Origin of the sequence: Serratia sarumanii, from assembly GCF_029962605.1 — a bacterium.
Taxonomy (GTDB): Bacteria; Pseudomonadota; Gammaproteobacteria; order Enterobacterales; family Enterobacteriaceae; genus Serratia; species Serratia sarumanii.
Genome location: NZ_CP124750.1, coordinates 2,217,338 through 2,233,231, shown reverse-complemented (window position 1 = coordinate 2,233,231; position 15,894 = coordinate 2,217,338). Strand labels below are relative to the sequence as shown.

General features: G+C 59.5%; 16 protein-coding genes and 1 pseudogene. 11 read left to right on the top strand and 6 right to left on the bottom strand.

Translation table 11 applies throughout. The annotated features are described in order from the left end of the window. Positions 1-140: 140 nt before the first annotated feature. Entirely contained in the window at positions 141-605 is a 465-nt protein-coding gene (locus tag SSARUM_RS10710; RefSeq protein WP_028128178.1) for an outer membrane lipoprotein, read from the top strand. Positions 606-697: 92 nt separating this feature from the next. On the opposite strand, the gene slyA is transcribed toward SSARUM_RS10710, so the two are convergent. Then, positions 698-1,129, bottom strand: a complete 432-nt coding sequence (slyA, locus tag SSARUM_RS10705) for a transcriptional regulator SlyA (RefSeq protein WP_004931301.1) — start codon at positions 1,127-1,129, stop codon at positions 698-700. Positions 1,130-1,309: 180 nt separating this feature from the next. Here slyA and SSARUM_RS10700 point away from each other — a divergent pair, with 180 nt between their 5' ends. The 3 genes and pseudogenes from SSARUM_RS10700 (at position 1,310) to SSARUM_RS10690 (ending at position 4,446) form a co-directional block, all read left to right on the top strand. Continuing rightward, positions 1,310-1,546 (top strand): DUF1656 domain-containing protein, encoded by a 237-nt coding sequence (locus tag SSARUM_RS10700; protein WP_049234481.1) that lies wholly within the window; start codon positions 1,310-1,312, stop codon positions 1,544-1,546. 3 nt (positions 1,547-1,549) lie between these two features. Further along, the gene (locus SSARUM_RS10695) at positions 1,550-2,413 is read left to right on the top strand and encodes an efflux RND transporter periplasmic adaptor subunit (protein ID WP_033648187.1); all 864 of its coding nucleotides are present in this window, start codon (positions 1,550-1,552) and stop codon (positions 2,411-2,413) included. Between the two features lie 3 nt (positions 2,414-2,416). After that, positions 2,417-4,446: pseudogene (locus tag SSARUM_RS10690) on the top strand (FUSC family protein). Here the strand turns inward: SSARUM_RS10690 and sodC are convergent. Then, positions 4,447-4,968 carry a superoxide dismutase family protein gene (sodC, locus tag SSARUM_RS10685; protein WP_033648185.1) on the bottom strand — a complete coding sequence of 174 codons (522 nt, stop codon included), beginning with the start codon at positions 4,966-4,968 and terminating at the stop codon, positions 4,447-4,449. 240 nt (positions 4,969-5,208) lie between these two features. Here sodC and SSARUM_RS10680 point away from each other — a divergent pair, with 240 nt between their 5' ends. Beyond that, complete coding sequence (locus tag SSARUM_RS10680) at positions 5,209-7,053, top strand: polyurethane esterase (RefSeq protein ID WP_060429970.1); 1,845 nt, start codon at positions 5,209-5,211, stop codon at positions 7,051-7,053. A 60-nt stretch (positions 7,054-7,113) separates the two neighbouring features. Here SSARUM_RS10680 and SSARUM_RS10675 read toward each other — a convergent pair whose 3' ends face one another. The 3 genes from SSARUM_RS10675 to SSARUM_RS10665 all read right to left on the bottom strand — a co-directional run bounded on the left by SSARUM_RS10675 (position 7,114) and on the right by SSARUM_RS10665 (position 9,302). Continuing rightward, the gene (locus tag SSARUM_RS10675) at positions 7,114-8,010 is read right to left on the bottom strand and encodes an aldo/keto reductase (RefSeq protein ID WP_033638383.1); all 897 of its coding nucleotides are present in this window, start codon (positions 8,008-8,010) and stop codon (positions 7,114-7,116) included. 99 nt (positions 8,011-8,109) lie between these two features. Further along, a complete protein-coding gene (locus SSARUM_RS10670; protein ID WP_015377731.1) occupies positions 8,110-8,349 on the bottom strand; it encodes a DUF1289 domain-containing protein in 240 nt (79 codons plus the stop codon). A 23-nt stretch (positions 8,350-8,372) separates the two neighbouring features. After that, positions 8,373-9,302 carry a LysR substrate-binding domain-containing protein gene (locus SSARUM_RS10665; protein ID WP_188239961.1) on the bottom strand — a complete coding sequence of 310 codons (930 nt, stop codon included), beginning with the start codon at positions 9,300-9,302 and terminating at the stop codon, positions 8,373-8,375. Positions 9,303-9,441: 139 nt separating this feature from the next. Here SSARUM_RS10665 and SSARUM_RS10660 point away from each other — a divergent pair, with 139 nt between their 5' ends. The 6 genes from SSARUM_RS10660 (at position 9,442) to rnt (ending at position 15,284) form a co-directional block, all read left to right on the top strand. Further along, positions 9,442-10,083, top strand: a complete 642-nt coding sequence (locus tag SSARUM_RS10660; protein ID WP_033648179.1) for an NAD(P)-dependent oxidoreductase — start codon at positions 9,442-9,444, stop codon at positions 10,081-10,083. Between the two features lie 138 nt (positions 10,084-10,221). Next, positions 10,222-11,859: a phosphoethanolamine transferase EptA gene (gene eptA, locus SSARUM_RS10655; protein WP_060429968.1), complete on the top strand. Its 1,638-nt coding sequence runs from the start codon at positions 10,222-10,224 to the stop codon at positions 11,857-11,859. A gap of 103 nt (positions 11,860-11,962) precedes the next feature. Further along, the gene (locus SSARUM_RS10650) at positions 11,963-12,583 is read left to right on the top strand and encodes a TetR/AcrR family transcriptional regulator (RefSeq protein WP_033648177.1); all 621 of its coding nucleotides are present in this window, start codon (positions 11,963-11,965) and stop codon (positions 12,581-12,583) included. Positions 12,584-12,672: 89 nt separating this feature from the next. Continuing rightward, positions 12,673-13,776: an alkene reductase gene (nemA, locus tag SSARUM_RS10645; protein WP_033638377.1), complete on the top strand. Its 1,104-nt coding sequence runs from the start codon at positions 12,673-12,675 to the stop codon at positions 13,774-13,776. 337 nt (positions 13,777-14,113) lie between these two features. Next, complete coding sequence (gene gloA, locus SSARUM_RS10640; RefSeq protein ID WP_004931325.1) at positions 14,114-14,521, top strand: lactoylglutathione lyase; 408 nt, start codon at positions 14,114-14,116, stop codon at positions 14,519-14,521. A 79-nt stretch (positions 14,522-14,600) separates the two neighbouring features. Beyond that, positions 14,601-15,284, top strand: a complete 684-nt coding sequence (gene rnt, locus SSARUM_RS10635; protein ID WP_016927925.1) for a ribonuclease T — start codon at positions 14,601-14,603, stop codon at positions 15,282-15,284. A gap of 68 nt (positions 15,285-15,352) precedes the next feature. Here rnt and SSARUM_RS10630 read toward each other — a convergent pair whose 3' ends face one another. Further along, entirely contained in the window at positions 15,353-15,700 is a 348-nt protein-coding gene (locus SSARUM_RS10630; protein ID WP_004931329.1) for a Grx4 family monothiol glutaredoxin, read from the bottom strand. Positions 15,701-15,894 lie beyond the last annotated feature (194 nt).

The following is a 15,894-nucleotide window of genomic DNA, read 5'->3' as shown; positions in this document are numbered from 1 at the left end:
GAACAGAGAAAAGTTAAGCTGCATGCAGCGATGAAGCATGGCGGTGTGTCAACTTTCAGCCATACTTTGTCTATCGTTTTCACTGAATCTTGCCTGGATAGCATTGCCAGGTTATGGACTACTACCATCAGGAGTTTTGTATGATCAAGCGTCTTCTCGTCGTTGCCGTCGCCGCCGTTACGCTGGCCGGCTGTGCCAATGAATCCATGTCCGGTGATGTCTACTCGTCCTCACAGGCCAAGCAGGTGCAGACCGTCACCTACGGGACGCTGGTTTCCGTGCGTCCGGTTAAAATTCAGGGCGGCGAAGGCTCCAACGCCATGGGGATGATCGGCGGCGCGGTGATTGGCGGGCTGTTGGGCAACACCGTTGGCGGCGGCACCGGTCGTACGCTGGCTACCGCGGCGGGCGCTATCGCCGGCGGCGCGGCAGGTAACAGCATCGGTGAAGTGGCCGGCCGTACCTCCGGCTACGAGCTGGAGATCAAAACCGACCAGAAAGAGAACATCGTGGTGGTGCAGAAAGCGGGCGACACCAAGTTCAGCCCTGGCCAGCGCGTGCGCATGGCGCGCATGGGCGACACCATCACCGTTTCCCCGCTGTAAGCCAGCCGGCGACAAGCGGCAAACCGGAGGCAATCGCCTCCGGTTTTATTTCTGATGCTGTGAAACTGTAATCGTAGAAAATAAGAATATTATTATTTGTTCTGCAGTTCGGTGATATTTTGTTCTAACTTGCCAATCAGCCCTACCAACAGATGCACTTCGTCGGCGGTAATGCCGCTTAAAATCTCACTGCGCGTAGACGTGATCACACTGTCCACTTCCCTGATGATCGGATCGGCCGCTTCGGTCAGCTTGATGCGCTTCGCGCGGCGATCGTTGGCACAGGTGTGACGCGTGATCAGCCCTTTCTCCTCCAGTTGGTCCAGCGTACGGACCAGTGACGGTTGCTCGATACCGATCGCCTTGGCCAGCTGGATTTGCGACTGCTCCGGCGGCAAGCGATTGATATTGTGCAACGTGACCCAATGCGTTTGGGTCAGCTCCAACGGCTTGAGCCGATGATCGATGAGCGCGCGCCACACACGAACTAATCGTGCTAAATCTGAACCTAATGTTGACTCCACTTCCCCCTCCTTATAATTAGCATGCTAACATTACCTCCCAGAGCTTAGACTATTTTGGGTAACTCACATTAAAAACACAAATGTATATAATGTATATTGTGGAAATAGCCACTATTTTTAGCCGCTATTGTTTAATCGTTATGCAAATATTCAACATATTCACCCTTAGGGATTGTTAATGTGAATACATCATGGTTACACACCTCATCTCCCTTGCCCGATTTGGTCCTGGGAGCATCGCTTTATTTTCCACCTATATTTAAAGCTTTTTTACTAGGACTGCTCTTATGGCTGCTGATTCATCAGCTGCTGAGAGACTGGATGTATTCCGGTGAAATCTGGCATCCCATGTTGATGGACCTGTCCATTTTCGTTCTGACCGTCAGCGGTTCCTTATGGATTTTAGCGAGTTGGTAACCCATGCAGCATAAAACATTAAAATACTTCTCTACGGTGATCGTCTGCGCCATTGCCGTCTGCGCCGGTTGGTGGCTCTGGAATTATTATATGCAATCCCCATGGACCCGTGATGGAAAAGTGCGCGCCGAACTCGTCAATATCACCCCTGAAGTCTCTGGAAGATTAGAGAAAATAAGCGCGAATGACAATCAGTTCGTACCTGCGGGAAGTCTGATTTTTACCCTCGACCCGGTGCCCTACCAGATTGCGCTGGACAATGCCGAGGCCGCGGTGGCAAAAGCGCAATCCGATCTGGCCAAAGCGGACCACGAGGCTGCCCGCCGCCGCGGTTTAGCGCGTAACGTTATTTCCGCTGAAGATTTGGACGAGTCAAATTTAGCCGCGCAGGCAATGAAGGCCGCCTATAAAGCCGCCCTGGCCAATCTGGAACAGGCCAAATGGAATTTGAGCAAAACCAAAATTTACGCGCCAACCGACGGTTATATCACCAACCTGCAGGCGCGGGTCGGGAACTACGCCAACGCCGGTACGCCGCTGGTGGCGTTGGTGGATGTGCATTCGTTTTATGTGCTCGGTTATTTCGAAGAAACCAAGCTGAAGCATATAAAAGAAGGCAATAAAGCGGACATCGTTTTATATAACGGCAACACGCCGCTACAGGGGGAAGTAGAGAGCATCGGCCGCGCCATTTACGATCAGAGCGTTGACAGCAGCAACGATCTATTAATGGACGTTAAGCCTAATGTTCCTTGGGTGCGTTTGGCTCAGCGCGTGCCGGTACGGATAAAATTGCTCAACGTGCCCGCCGATTTGACGCTGGTCGCCGGCACCACCTGCACCATTTCGATTCATCAGCGGAACTAAAGTGTGAACCTGCCTTTTTTGGAGTGGAGCCGCACCCCCTGGGGTAAGGCGACCGGCGGCCAATGGCGCTATGCGCTGCGCAACTCACTGGCGATGTGTCTGGCGCTATGGGTAGCCTTCGTGCTCGAACTCGACGAACCCTATTGGGCGCTTACCTCCGCCGCGGTGGTGAGCTTCCCCACCATCGGCGGCGTGATCAGTAAAAGCATCGGCCGCATCTTCGGCAGCCTGGTGGGCGCCGCCGCGTCGGTGGCGATCGCCGGCCACTGCCTGAACGATCCCTGGCTGTTTACGCTGTTCATCGCCGCCTGGATCGGGCTGTGCACCTATGTCTCCAACCATTACCAAAACAACGTCTCTTACGCCTTCGCGCTGGCGGGCTATACCGCCGCCATCATCGCCTTCGGCACGGTCAACGTCACCGATACCCAGCAAATCTTCGATATCGCACAGGCGCGGGTTTGCGAAGTGATCACCGGCATTCTGTGCGGCGGGTTGATGATGATGATCCTGCCCAGCACCTCGGACGGCGAAGCCCTGCTGACCTCGCTGCGGCGCATGCAGCTGCGCCTGCTGGAGCATGCCGCCATGCTGTGGCAGCCGGAGATCACCGCGCAGATGCGCACCTCGCACGAAGGGGTCATCGGCCAGATCCTGACCATGAACCTGCTGCGCATTCAGGCATTCTGGAGCCACTACCGGCTGCGGCGGCAAAATAACCTGCTCAACTATCTGCTGCACCAACAGCTGCGCATGACCAGCGTTATCTCCAGCCTGCGCCGCATGCTGCTGAACTGGCCGGATCGCCCCGCCAATCTGATGCCGGTGCTGACAAACTGCTGGACGAGTTGCGCGATCCCGCCACCGACAAATACCGTTTGGCGCGCCTGCTTCAGCAGATCGCCCCGCAAGAGGCTACGGACTACCGCCATCGCGCCTTCTGGCTGCGGCTGCGCGATTTCTGTTGGCTTTACCTGCGCTGCAACCGCTGGCTGCGGCGGTTGGAAAGCGCCACGGCGGTCAGCGATCTCCAACCGCCGCGCGTCACTGCGCTGGCGCGCCATACCGACAGCTACGAAGCCGCCTACAACGGCCTGCGCACCTTTTTGTGCATCGTGATCGGCTGCGCCTACTGGATCAACACGCAGTGGGACGCCGGCAGCGCGGCGCTGACGCTCACCGCCATCAGCTGCGTGCTCTACTCTTCCACGCCTTCGCCGATCAACAGCGTCAGCACCTTGCTCAAGGCGGTGCTGCTGCTCTCGGTCGCCTGCTTCGTGGTGAAATTCGGTTTGATGATCCAGATTGACGACTTCTGGGTGTTCTGCGCCTTCCTGTTCCCGATCCTGGTGACCATGCAGATGCTCAAGCTGCAGAATCCACCTTATGCCGCGCTCTGGGGGCAGTTGATCGTCTTTATGGGCTCGTTCCTGACCGTCAGCAATCCGCCGAGCTATGACTACCAGTCCTTTATCAATGACAACATCGCTAAAATCGTCGGCGTGCTGCTGGCCGGGCTGGCGTTTCAGATCCTGCGCCCCAGCTCGGACAAACGCAAAAGCCGCCGCATTATCCGCGCGCTGCGGCGCGACTTTATCGATCAGTTGAGCAAACGGCCGCAGCAGAGCGAAAGCCAGTTCGAATCGCTGATCTACCATCGCATCAGCCAGCTTAATCAAAGTCAGGATCAGGACGCTCGCACCTGGCTGCTGCGCTGGGGCGTGGTGCTGCTCAACTGCAGCCATATCGTCTGGCAACTGCGCGACTGGCAAACCCGTTCCGATCCGCTGTCGGCGGTGCGCAACGTCTGTATCCACTGCCTGCGCGGCATCATGACGGAGAAAGGCGTGCAGCACAGTTCGCTGGACGCCACGCTGCAGGAGTTGCTGCGCATGAGCAACGCGCTGGCGCACCACCCGGAACAGGCGGCGCGCGATCTGGCCGGCCTGATCTGGCGGCTCTACTGCTCGCTGCAGCAGTTGCAACAGGCGATGGGCCAGCCCACCGCCGTACCGGCCGTTAGCGGCGGATAATCATTTGATCACACCGCAGGCGAAGCGTTCTCCGCCGCCGCCGAGCGGTTGTGGATGATCCGAATGGTTGTCGCCGCCGGCGTGCACCATCAGCGCTTTACCCTCAATGTCGCTGATTTTTTTCAGCCGCGGCGCCAACACCGGATAGTTCGCCATGCCGTCGGCGGTCACATAGATGGCCGGAAGGTCACCCAGGTGCCCGTCGGCATACGGCCCGAGGTGTTTTCCGGTCTTTTGCGGGTCGAAATGTCCGCCGGCCGCCAGCGCCGCCACCGCTTTGCCGTCCTTCATGCCCGGCTCGCAGCTGCCTTTCTCATGCACGTGGAAGCCGTGTACCCCGGCCGGCAATGCTTTCAGGCTCGGCGTGAACAGCAGGCCATACGGCGTTTCGCTGATGGCCACCTTGCCGATGTCCTGACCGATCCCCTGCCCGGTCACCAGGTGCATCTCGACGTCGGTTGTCGCCGCCTGAGCCGCACCACACGCCATCAGGCCGAGCGCTGCATACCAATAACGTTTCATCAATCAGTCTCCTTAATGACTATATCGAGCTATCAGTATAGGAGAGCCTGCGCCGGCACTGTTAACCAACGCACAATCTCGCTAATTTGATTCGCAGGCCTAATATTTAACACTAATAATAATTCTACCGATGTTGGTCCTCTGACCAGCTGTCGTTCGGCTAACGTTGTTTCCCTGTTTCCACCGCCGGCGCATGTGAGTCCACTTACAGGCCCGCGGCATACTTCATAAGGAACTGATATGGGCATCTTTAGCTATAAGGATCTGGACGAAAAGGCGTCGAAAGCGCTATTTTCCGACGCCTTGGCCATCTCTACCTACGCTTACCACAATATCGATAACGGCTTCGATGAAGGCTATCACCAGACCGGTTTCGGCCTGGGCCTGCCGCTGACGCTGGTCACTGCGCTGATCGGCAGCACCCAATCGCAGGGCGGCCTGCCCGGCATTCCCTGGAATCCCGATTCCGAACAGGCAGCGCAGCAGGCGGTGAATAACACCGGCTGGTCGGTGATCAGCGCCGCACAGCTGGGTTACGCCGGCAAAACCGATGCGCGCGGCACCTACTACGGCGAGACCGCCGGTTACACCACCGCTCAGGCCGAAGTGCTGGGCAAATATGACAGCGAAGGCAATCTCACCGCCATTGGCATCTCATTTCGCGGCACCAGCGGCCCGCGCGAGTCGTTGATCGGCGATACCATCGGCGATGTGATTAACGATCTGCTGGCCGGCTTCGGGCCGAAAGGCTACGCCGACGGCTACACGCTGAAGGCCTTCGGCCAGTTGCTGGGCGACGTGGCGAAGTTCGCGCAGGCGCACGGGCTGAGCGGCGAGGACGTGGTGGTCAGCGGCCACAGCCTCGGCGGGCTGGCGGTCAACAGCATGGCGGCGCAGAGCGACGCCAACTGGGGCGGCTTCTACGCGCAGTCCAACTATGTCGCCTTCGCCTCGCCGACCCAGTACGAAGCCGGCGGCAAGGTGATCAACATCGGCTACGAGAACGATCCGGTGTTCCGCGCGCTCGACGGCACCACGCTGACCGGGGCGTCGTTAGGCGTACACGATGCGCCCCATGCCTCCGCCACCAACAATATCGTCAACTTCAACGACCACTACGCGTCGGACGCCTGGAACCTGCTGCCATTTTCCATTCTCAACATTCCGACCTGGCTGTCGCACCTGCCGTTCTTCTATCAGGACGGCCTGATGCGGGTGCTGAACTCCGAGTTTTATTCGCTGACCGACAAAGACTCGACCATCATCGTCTCCAACCTGTCGAACGTGACGCGCGGCAATACCTGGGTGGAAGACCTGAACCGCAACGCGGAAACGCACAGCGGGCCGACGTTTATCATCGGCAGCGACGGCAATGATCTGATCAAGGGCGGCAAAGGCAACGACTATCTCGAGGGGCGCGACGGCGACGATATCTTCCGCGATGCAGGCGGCTACAACCTGATCGCCGGCGGCAAAGGCCACAATATCTTCGATACCCAACAGGCGTTGAAAAACACCGAGGTCGCCTACGACGGCAACACGCTTTACCTGCGCGACGCCAAAGGCGGCATTACGCTGGCGGACGACATCAGCACCCTGCGCAGCAAAGAAACCTCGTGGCTTATCTTCAACAAACAGGTGGACCATCAGGTGACCGCCGCCGGATTGAAATCGGACTCTGGCCTCAAAGCCTATGCCGCCGCCACCGCCGGCGGCGACGGCGATGACGTCCTGCAGGCTCGCAGCCACGACGCCTGGCTATTCGGCAACGCCGGCAACGACACCCTTAACGGCCACGCCGGCGGCAACCTGACCTTCGTCGGCGGCAGCGGCGATGACATCCTGAAGGGCGTTGGCAACGGCAATACCTTCCTGTTCAGCGGTGACTTTGGCCGCGATCAGCTGTATGGCTTCAACGCCACCGATAAGCTGGTGTTTGTCGGCACCGAAGGCGCCAGCGGGAATATCCGCGACTACGCCACGCAGCAAAACGACGATCTGGTGCTGGCCTTCGGCCACAGCCAGGTCACGCTGATCGGCGTCTCGCTCGATCACTTCAACACCGATCAGGTGGTGTTGGCCTAAAGATCGACGTAAAAAAGCCGGGTGCTTTCGCCGCCCGGCTTTGCTCTTTTTTACTCCGCCTTAAGGCACGTCATACCCCAGCGCCGCCTTGCGAATGCGGAACCACTGCTGGCGGTTCAGCACCAGTTTCTGCGCCTTCAGCGCCGAACGCACCCGCTCAATCTTGCCGGAACCGATAATCGGCAGCGGCGACGACGGCAAGCGCATCACCCAGGCGTACACCACCTGCTCGATGGTCTCGGCGCCGATTTCTTGCGCCACCCGCTGCAGCTCGTCGCGCAGCGGCTGGAACTCGGCGTCGTTGAACAGGCGCCCGCCGCCCAGGCAGGACCAGGCCATCGGCTTGATGCGCAGTTGCTGGCACTGGTCGAGCGTGCCGTCGAGAATAGCCGGTTGGTGAATCGGCGAGATCTCCACCTGATTGGTCGCCAGCGAGAACGGCAGGCGCGACTGCAGCAGCTGGAACTGCGCGGGCGTAAAGTTGGAGACGCCGAAATGGCGCACCTTGCCGCTTTTGTGCAGCGCAACAAAGGCTTCGGCCACGTCGTCGGCGTCCATCAACGGATCCGGCCGGTGGATCAGCAGCAGATCGAGGTAGTCGGTATGCAGATGGCGGAGCGACTGCTCCGCGCTCTGTACGATATGGTCGCGGTCGGTGATGTAGTGGCCGATCGGGTTACCGGGCTTGGCGGTGGTGGCGATGCCGCATTTGCTCACCAGCTCCAGCGACTGGCGCAGCGCCGGCTTCAGGCGCAGCGCGTCGCCGAACGCCTGTTCGCAGGCATAGCCGCCATAGATATCGGCGTGATCGGCGGTGGTGACGCCCAGTTCGACATGCTGTTCGATGAACGTCAGCAGCTGCTGCGGCGACATGCCCCACTCCATCAACCGCCAGTAACCGCAAATCATGCGGGAAAATTCAGGCCCCTGCGGCGCGAGACGAATACGTTCTACCATTGCGAAAACCTCATGACATTAGTTGCCAGTCAGCATACACAAGCCGGTGAGGCACAGGGAAGCGGTAAGCCACACGAACGTGCGGCAGATCAGGAAAGGTTAAAACAGCGACGGCTGCTCCGGCAGCGGCTCGTCGGGCGCTTTATTGGCGCGCTGCAGGCGCAGGAAGCGCTGACGGCACAGGCGCAGCACCTCGCGCTTTTGCGCGTCGCTCATGTTCATCCAGCCAAAACGCTCCTCGCGGCTGCGCAGGCAGCCACGGCAGAATCCGCGATCGTCGGCCTGGCAAATGCCGCGACACGGGCTGGGAATGTCGAAAAACTCAAGCTGCTGCGCCACGGGGCTCCTCCTGCGTTCTCTTGCTAATTGAAGACGCCATCGCCGCCGCTGGCAAGTCCCTTTTCGCCATTGCGGCGAAAATAGTCGCGCAAATAGCGCAGCGCCTGGCGGCTTTTCTCCGGCACGTTGCGCTCGAGCGTCAGCGCGTGCAGCCGCAGCGGCGCCGGCCGCCACTCAGGCAACAGCAGCAACAGCTCGCCGCGCTGAAGCTCGTCGCCAATTTCATACAGCGGCTGAACGGAAATGCCCAGCCCGGCGCGGGTAAAGGCGCGCATCACGTTCATGCTCTCGCTGACGATCTGCCCTTCCGCCAGCCGCAGCTTAACCTGCTGGCCGGACTGGTGCAGCAAGTCCAGATGGGCCCCGTTGTAGCCGCTGGAGATCCAGCGGTGCTGCACCAAATCCTGCGGCTTTTCCGGCACCCCATGCTGGCTGAGATAACGCGGCGCGGCGCACAGCACCATCGGCCACGCCGTCAGCGGATGCGCGATCATATTGGCGTCCGCCAGTTGACGGTTGGCCCGCAGCGCGATGTCGACCCGCTGCTCTATCATATCGACGATGCGATCGTCCGCCAGCACCCGCAGCGTCAGCTTGGGGTGCGCCTGCAACAGCGGCGCCAGCGCCTCCGCAAGCGATCGGCCGCCGATGCCGACCGGGGTGGCGATGCGCAGCTCGCCCACCAGCGTATCCCGCAATTCCGCCAGCCGCTGCTCCGCCTGCTGCGCCTGTTGCAGCATCGCCTCGCAGCCGGGGTAGAACGCCGCCCCGGCCTCGGTCAGCGCCAGACGGCGGGTGGAGCGATGCAGCAACGGCACCCCAAGCGCCTTCTCCAGCGAGCGCATGTGCTGGCTGACCGCCGACGGCGTCATGCCCAGCCGCCGCGCCGCGCCGGCCAGCGATCCCTCCGCCACCACGGTGGCGAATACCGCCATTCGATTGAGTTTATCCACGATTATGAAGTTTTACTTAATCAAGAAAGCATGAATATGGCACTAATCACGGCTATTGTTAAGGACTAGAGTAAACACCACGCAGCAGGCACATCGGCCTGCGTCACGATACTGAACCTATCCCCGAAGGAGCATGCAGATGAAAGTAGCCATTATTGGAGCAACCGGTTTTGTTGGCCGCCGCGTGGTGGATGAAGCGCTGGCTCGCGGTATTCAGGTGACGGCAATCGCCCGCCAGAAAAAAGATTTGCCGGAGCACGCCAACCTGACCGTCGCGCTGGGCGACGTTGCCGATACCGCCTGGCTGGCGGGGCAATTGCGCGGTCAGGATGCGGCGATCAGCGCCTACAACCCCGGCTGGGGCGAAGACAACCTGTATGAGAAAACCCTCCGCGGCGCCCAACAGATCCTCACCGCGGTCGAACAGGCCGGCGTCAAGCGCCTGCTGGTGGTCGGCGGCGCCGGCAGCCTGGAAGTGGCGCCCGGCGTTGAACTGGTGGATACACCGCAGTTCCCGGAAAATATCCGCCCCGGCGCGCAGGCGGTGCGCGATCTGCGCAACAAACTGCGCAATGAATCGGCGCTCGACTGGACCTATCTCTCGCCGGCCGCCCTGCTGGAGCCGGGCAAACGCACCGGCCAGTTCCGCCTCGGCACCACGCAACTGTTGATGAACGGCGAAGCGCCGGCCAGCATTTCGGTAGAAGACCTGGCGGTCGCTATCGTTGATGAAATTGAAAAGCCTCAGTTTATTCGCGCGCAATTCACCGCCGCCTACTAAACCGCCCCACCGCCAGGCCGCTCGGCCTGGCGTTTTCCGCACAGGCTCCGCCGCCAATATTCTGAGTTTCTAAGGTTTCCTTAAGTTTCATCCGGTAGATTTCAAAGCATTATCTACTTTCAGGATCCCGATTCGGCAATGTGGTTACGTCAACGCTTACGGTGCAACAGCCTCGGTTTTACCCTCGCCACCGCCCTGTTCTTCACTCTGTTTCAAAACGCGTTATTCCTGCATCGCGCCTGGTCGTATATCACCTTCGATAGCGTCCACAGCGTGATTTTCGCTGCCAGCATGCCGGTGGTGATCTTCTGTGCGCTGAATATCATCTTCAGCGTGTTGACCGTGCCCTACCTGCGCAAGCCGCTGATCATCTTTTTCTTGCTCGGCAGCGCCGCAGCCAACTATTTCATGTTCAGCTATGGTGTGGTGATCGACGGCAACATGATGCAAAACGCCTTCGAAACCAACCCTCAGGAGGCGACGGCGCTGCTGACGCCGCGCATGGGATTGTGGCTGGCGCTGTTCGGCATTCTGCCGGCGGTAGCGGTCTGCTTCACCCAGATTCGCCAGACTCGCCCCTGGTGGTACATGGTTGGACTGCGCGCCGCCAACGTCATGCTGTCGCTGGCGGTGATCCTGATCGTCGCCGCGCTGTTCTACAAAGACTATGCTTCGCTGATCCGCAACAATAAAAGCGTGGTGAAGATGTTGACCCCTTCCAACTTCGTCGCCGGCACCATCAAGTTTACCGAACAGCGTTACTTCACCCGCAATCTGCCGCTGGTCAAGATCGGCGAGGACGCGCGCAAAGGGCCGCTGATCGCCGGGCAGGCCAAGAAAACGCTGGTGATCCTGGTGGTGGGCGAAACCGCCCGCGCCGAAAACTTCTCCCTCGGCGGCTACGGGCGCGAAACCAACCCGCGCCTGAAGCAGGACAACGTGGTCTACTTCAAGAACGCCAGTTCCTGCGGCACCGAAACGGCGATCTCCGTGCCCTGCATGTTCTCCAACATGCCGCGCAAGGAGTACGACGCGACTCAGGCGGCGCACCAGGAGGGGATGCTCGACGTGCTGGCGCATGCCGGCGTCAGCGTGCTGTGGCGCGATAACGACGGCGGCTGCAAAGGCGCCTGCGACCGGGTGCCGCACATCGACATGACCAAGCTGAAACTGCCGCAGGACTGCGACGGCGAGGTTTGCATGGACAACGCGCTGCTGTACAAGCTGAACGACTATATCAATGGCCTGAAAGACGACGGCGTGATCGTGCTGCACCAGATGGGCAGCCACGGCCCGGCTTACTACCGCCGCAGCACGCCAGAATTCCAGACATTTTTGCCGACCTGCAACAGCAATCAGATCCAGGATTGCAGCCATGAACAGCTGGTGAACACCTATGACAACTCCATCCTGTATACCGACGCGATGCTCGATGCCACCATCAAGCTGCTGCGGCAGTATGACGGGCGGTTCAATACCGCGCTGGTCTATTTGTCCGATCACGGCGAATCGCTGGGGGAAAACGGCATGTATCTGCACGGCACGCCCTATGTCTTCGCGCCGAGCCAGCAGACGCACGTGCCTTTCCTGATGTGGATGTCGGCCGACTATCAGCGCAATTTCGGCGTCGATCGCCAGTGCCTGAACGCGCTGGCGGAAAAAGACGACGTGTCGCAGGACAACCTGTTCCACACCCTGTTGGGCATGCTGAACGTACAGACCCGCGAATATCAATCCCGGCTGGATATCCTGCAGCCTTGCCGCAACGCGGCGTAAAGGCTTAACTTCCGCGTGCCGCTGGGGCACAATAGTTTGCAGACAACCGGCGTTTTGTGCGCCGGTTTTTTTATTCCCATTGACCTAGACCAATCGGTCTATTATGCTCGGCACCATGATGACCAAATCAACGCATTGCAACGTGGACACACGTGAACATCTGCTCGCCACCGGCGAAACCCTCAGCCTGCGCCTGGGCTTTACCGGCATGGGGCTGAGTGAACTGCTGGCCACCGCGGGCGTGCCGAAAGGCTCGTTCTACCACTATTTTCGCTCGAAGGAAGCCTTCGGCGAAGCGATGCTGCAACGTTATTTCGCCCATTATGATGCACAAATGCAGGCGCTGTTTGCCGACAGACGCGGCGATGCCCGCCACCAGCTGCTCGGCTATTACGCTCAGGCTATCAGCTACCACTGCCGCAGCGAATGCCACAACGCCTGCCTGGCGGTGAAGCTTTCCGCCGAGGTGAGCGATCTGTCGGAACCGATGCGTCATGCGCTGGAAACGGGCACCGCTCGCGTGATCGGCCACCTGCAGGAGGCCATCGAGCGCGGTATCGCCGAGGGCTCGCTGTCGGTGGCCATGAGCCCCGCGGCGACCGCAGAAACGCTGTATTCACTGTGGCTCGGTGCCTCGCTGCGCGCCAAGATCCGCCACTCGCTGGCGCCGTTAACGAGCGCGCTGGAAAGCATCGAGTTGCTGCTGCGCCCGCCGCAAGCGTAACGGTAACAATTTCTTTTTATTGAAAATGCAGTTCGTGGTTTTTTATCGCCCATTACTAGACGACCGGTCTATTAAATACAGGATGCACTATGAAGACTGAAAAATTGCTCTCTCCGCTGAAGGTTGGCGCCATCACCCTGCCCAACCGCGTGTTTATGGCTCCGCTGACGCGTTTGCGCAGCATCGAGCCAGGCGACATTCCTACGCCGCTGATGGCGGAATATTATGCACAGCGCGCCAGCGCCGGCCTGATCGTGACCGAAGCGACCCAGGTTTCCTTCCAGGCGAAAGGCTACGCCGGCGCGCCGGGGTTGCATACGCCGGAGCAGATCGCCGCATGGAAAAACATCACGCAGGCAGTGCATGACAACAACGGCCATATTGCCGTGCAGCTGTGGCACGTAGGCCGCATCTCCCACGCCAGCCTGCAGCCGGGCGGGCAAGCACCGGTCGCCCCTTCGGCAATCAACGCCGAAACCCGCACCACCGTGCGTGATGAAACCGGCGCCTGGGTGCGCGTGCCGACCTCCACGCCGCGTGCGCTCGAAACCAGCGAGATCCCGGGCATCGTCAACGATTTCCGCCAGGCGACCGCCAACGCGCGGGAAGCCGGCTTTGACTTCATCGAACTGCATGCGGCGCACGGCTATTTGCTGCATCAATTCATGTCACCGGCCTCCAACCAACGTACCGATCAATACGGCGGCAGCATCGAGAATCGCACTCGCCTGACGCTGGAAGTGGTCGACGCCACCATCGCCGAATGGGGTTCCGAACACATCGGCATCCGCATCTCGCCGCTGGGGCCGTTCAACGGGCTGGACAACGGTGAAGATCAGGAAGAAGCGGCGCTGTATCTGGTGGAAGAGCTGAATAAGCGCAACATCGCTTACCTGCACATCTCCGAACCGGACTGGGCCGGCGGCAAACCGTATTCCGACGCCTTCCGCGACTCGGTGCGCGCCCACTTTAACGGGGTGATCGTCGGCGCCGGCGCCTACACCGCCGAGAAAGCCGAAGCGTTGATCGAAAAAGGCTTCATCGACGCGGTGGCCTTCGGCCGCAGCTACATCGCCAACCCGGATCTGGTAGAGCGTTTCCGTCAGCACGCTCCGCTGAACGAACCTAAGCCGGAAACCTTCTACGGCGGCGGCGCCGAAGGCTATACCGACTATCCGTTTCTGGCGAAGTAACCCTTCCTGACCCCAACGGCCACGCAATCGCATGGCCGTTTTTTTGTGCGCCGCGCGCAAAAAGGCCCGCACGAGGCGGGCCGGTGTTCCCTGGTGTTGTTCTCTATTGCCGTTCAATTTTTACACGATTGCCGCTGGAATAGATAATTGATTGTGCAGATCAATTACTCTGTATCGATCGGTACGCTCGATCAATATTTAGACACCGTTGACGGAAAACTAATACGTGACATCGTCACTCACTCGTCACGTTGAATTCCCTTGCGGGACAAGGCTATACTCGCTTGTGCTTCAATCCACCCGCCGTCTGCCACGGCACAGCCAATTCAGAGGAATTATGCGCTTACTCCATACCATGATCCGCGTCGGTGATCTGCAACGCGCCATCGACTTCTACACCAAGGTATTAGGCATGCGCCTGCTGCGCACCAGCGAAAACCCCGAGTACAAGTACTCCCTGGCTTTCGTCGGCTATACGGAAGAGAGCGAAGGTGCGGTTATCGAACTGACCTATAACTGGGGCACCGACAGCTACGACATGGGCACCGCCTTCGGCCACCTGGCGCTGGGCGTGGACGACGTTGCCGCCACCTGCGACAGCATCCGCCGCGCAGGCGGCAAGGTCACCCGCGAAGCCGGCCCGGTGAAAGGCGGCACCACGGTCATCGCCTTCGTCGAGGATCCGGACGGCTACAAAATCGAGCTGATCGAAAACAAACACGCCGGTCAGGGCCTCGGCCACTAAGCCTCCCCTTCAGGGCGCACCAGCGCCCTGCTGATTCTCCGCGCGATAGCGCCTGCAACCGGGCGCAAAATTTGCCATAATGCGCGCTGCATTCGATGAAGATAAGAAACTGATGGCCGAGAAAAGTGATCTTAACGCCCTGAGTGGTCGTTTTCGTGGGTTTTATCCCGTAGTAATAGATGTTGAAACCGCCGGCTTTAACGCCAATACCGATGCGTTGCTGGAGATCGCCGCCGTCACGCTGAAAATGGATGAAGATGGCTGGCTGCAGCGGGACGAGACCCTGCACTTCCACGTGGAGCCTTTCGAGGGCGCCAACCTGCAGCCGGAAGCGCTGGCGTTTAACGGCATCGATCCGCACAACCCGCTGCGCGGCGCGGTCAGCGAATATGACGCGCTGCACGCCATTTTCAAAGCGGTGCGCAAAGGGCTCAAGGATCGCGGTTGCAACCGGGCCATTATCGTGGCGCACAACGCCAACTTCGATCACAGCTTCCTGATGGCCGCGGCCGAACGCGCAGGCCTGAAGCGCAACCCGTTCCATCCGTTCGCTACCTTCGACACCGCCGCGCTGAGCGGCCTGGTGCTGGGCCAAACGGTGTTGGCGAAGGCCTGTATCGCGGCCGGAATGCCGTTCGACAGCAGCCAGGCGCACTCTGCGCTGTACGACACCGAGCAAACCGCCCTGCTGTTTTGCGAGCTGGTTAACCGCTGGAAACGTCTCGGCGGTTGGCCGCTGCCCGCCGGCGATCTCGCCGAATAAGCCCAACAAAAAAGGCGGCCCAGTTTGCACTGGCGCCGCCCGTTACGCGATAACCGCAAGCCCGTCGATTAAGACTGCTGGTCTTCCTGCGCTTTATACTTTTCTGCCGTTTCTTTGATCAGCTGCTGCAGTTCGCCGCGCTGATACATTTCGATAATGATATCGCAACCGCCGACCAGCTCACCGTCTACCCACAGCTGCGGGAACGTCGGCCAGTTGGCGTATTTTGGCAGCTCGGCGCGGATGTCCGGGTTCTGCAGAATGTCCACGTAAGCGAAACGCTCGCCGCAGGCGGACAGCGCTTGCACAGCCTGTGCGGAGAAGCCGCAGCTCGGCAGCTTTGGCGAACCTTTCATGTACAGCAGAATCGGGTTTTCAGCGATCTGGTGCTGAATTTTTTCAAGTGTCGTCGTCATTTATTGCTTCCTCAAGCCACATTTCATGGCTACAACATGCATCACGCGGGCTATTGTAGCGGCTGGAACAGTCGCAAGAAAACGCCATCTTTTGCAAGGATATTCACCCGCCGCCGATCGCGTTTCACCGGCCACGTCATTCCGGTCAAAACATACGTTGAGAATAACATTTTTAATCCGACCATTTCACTAAT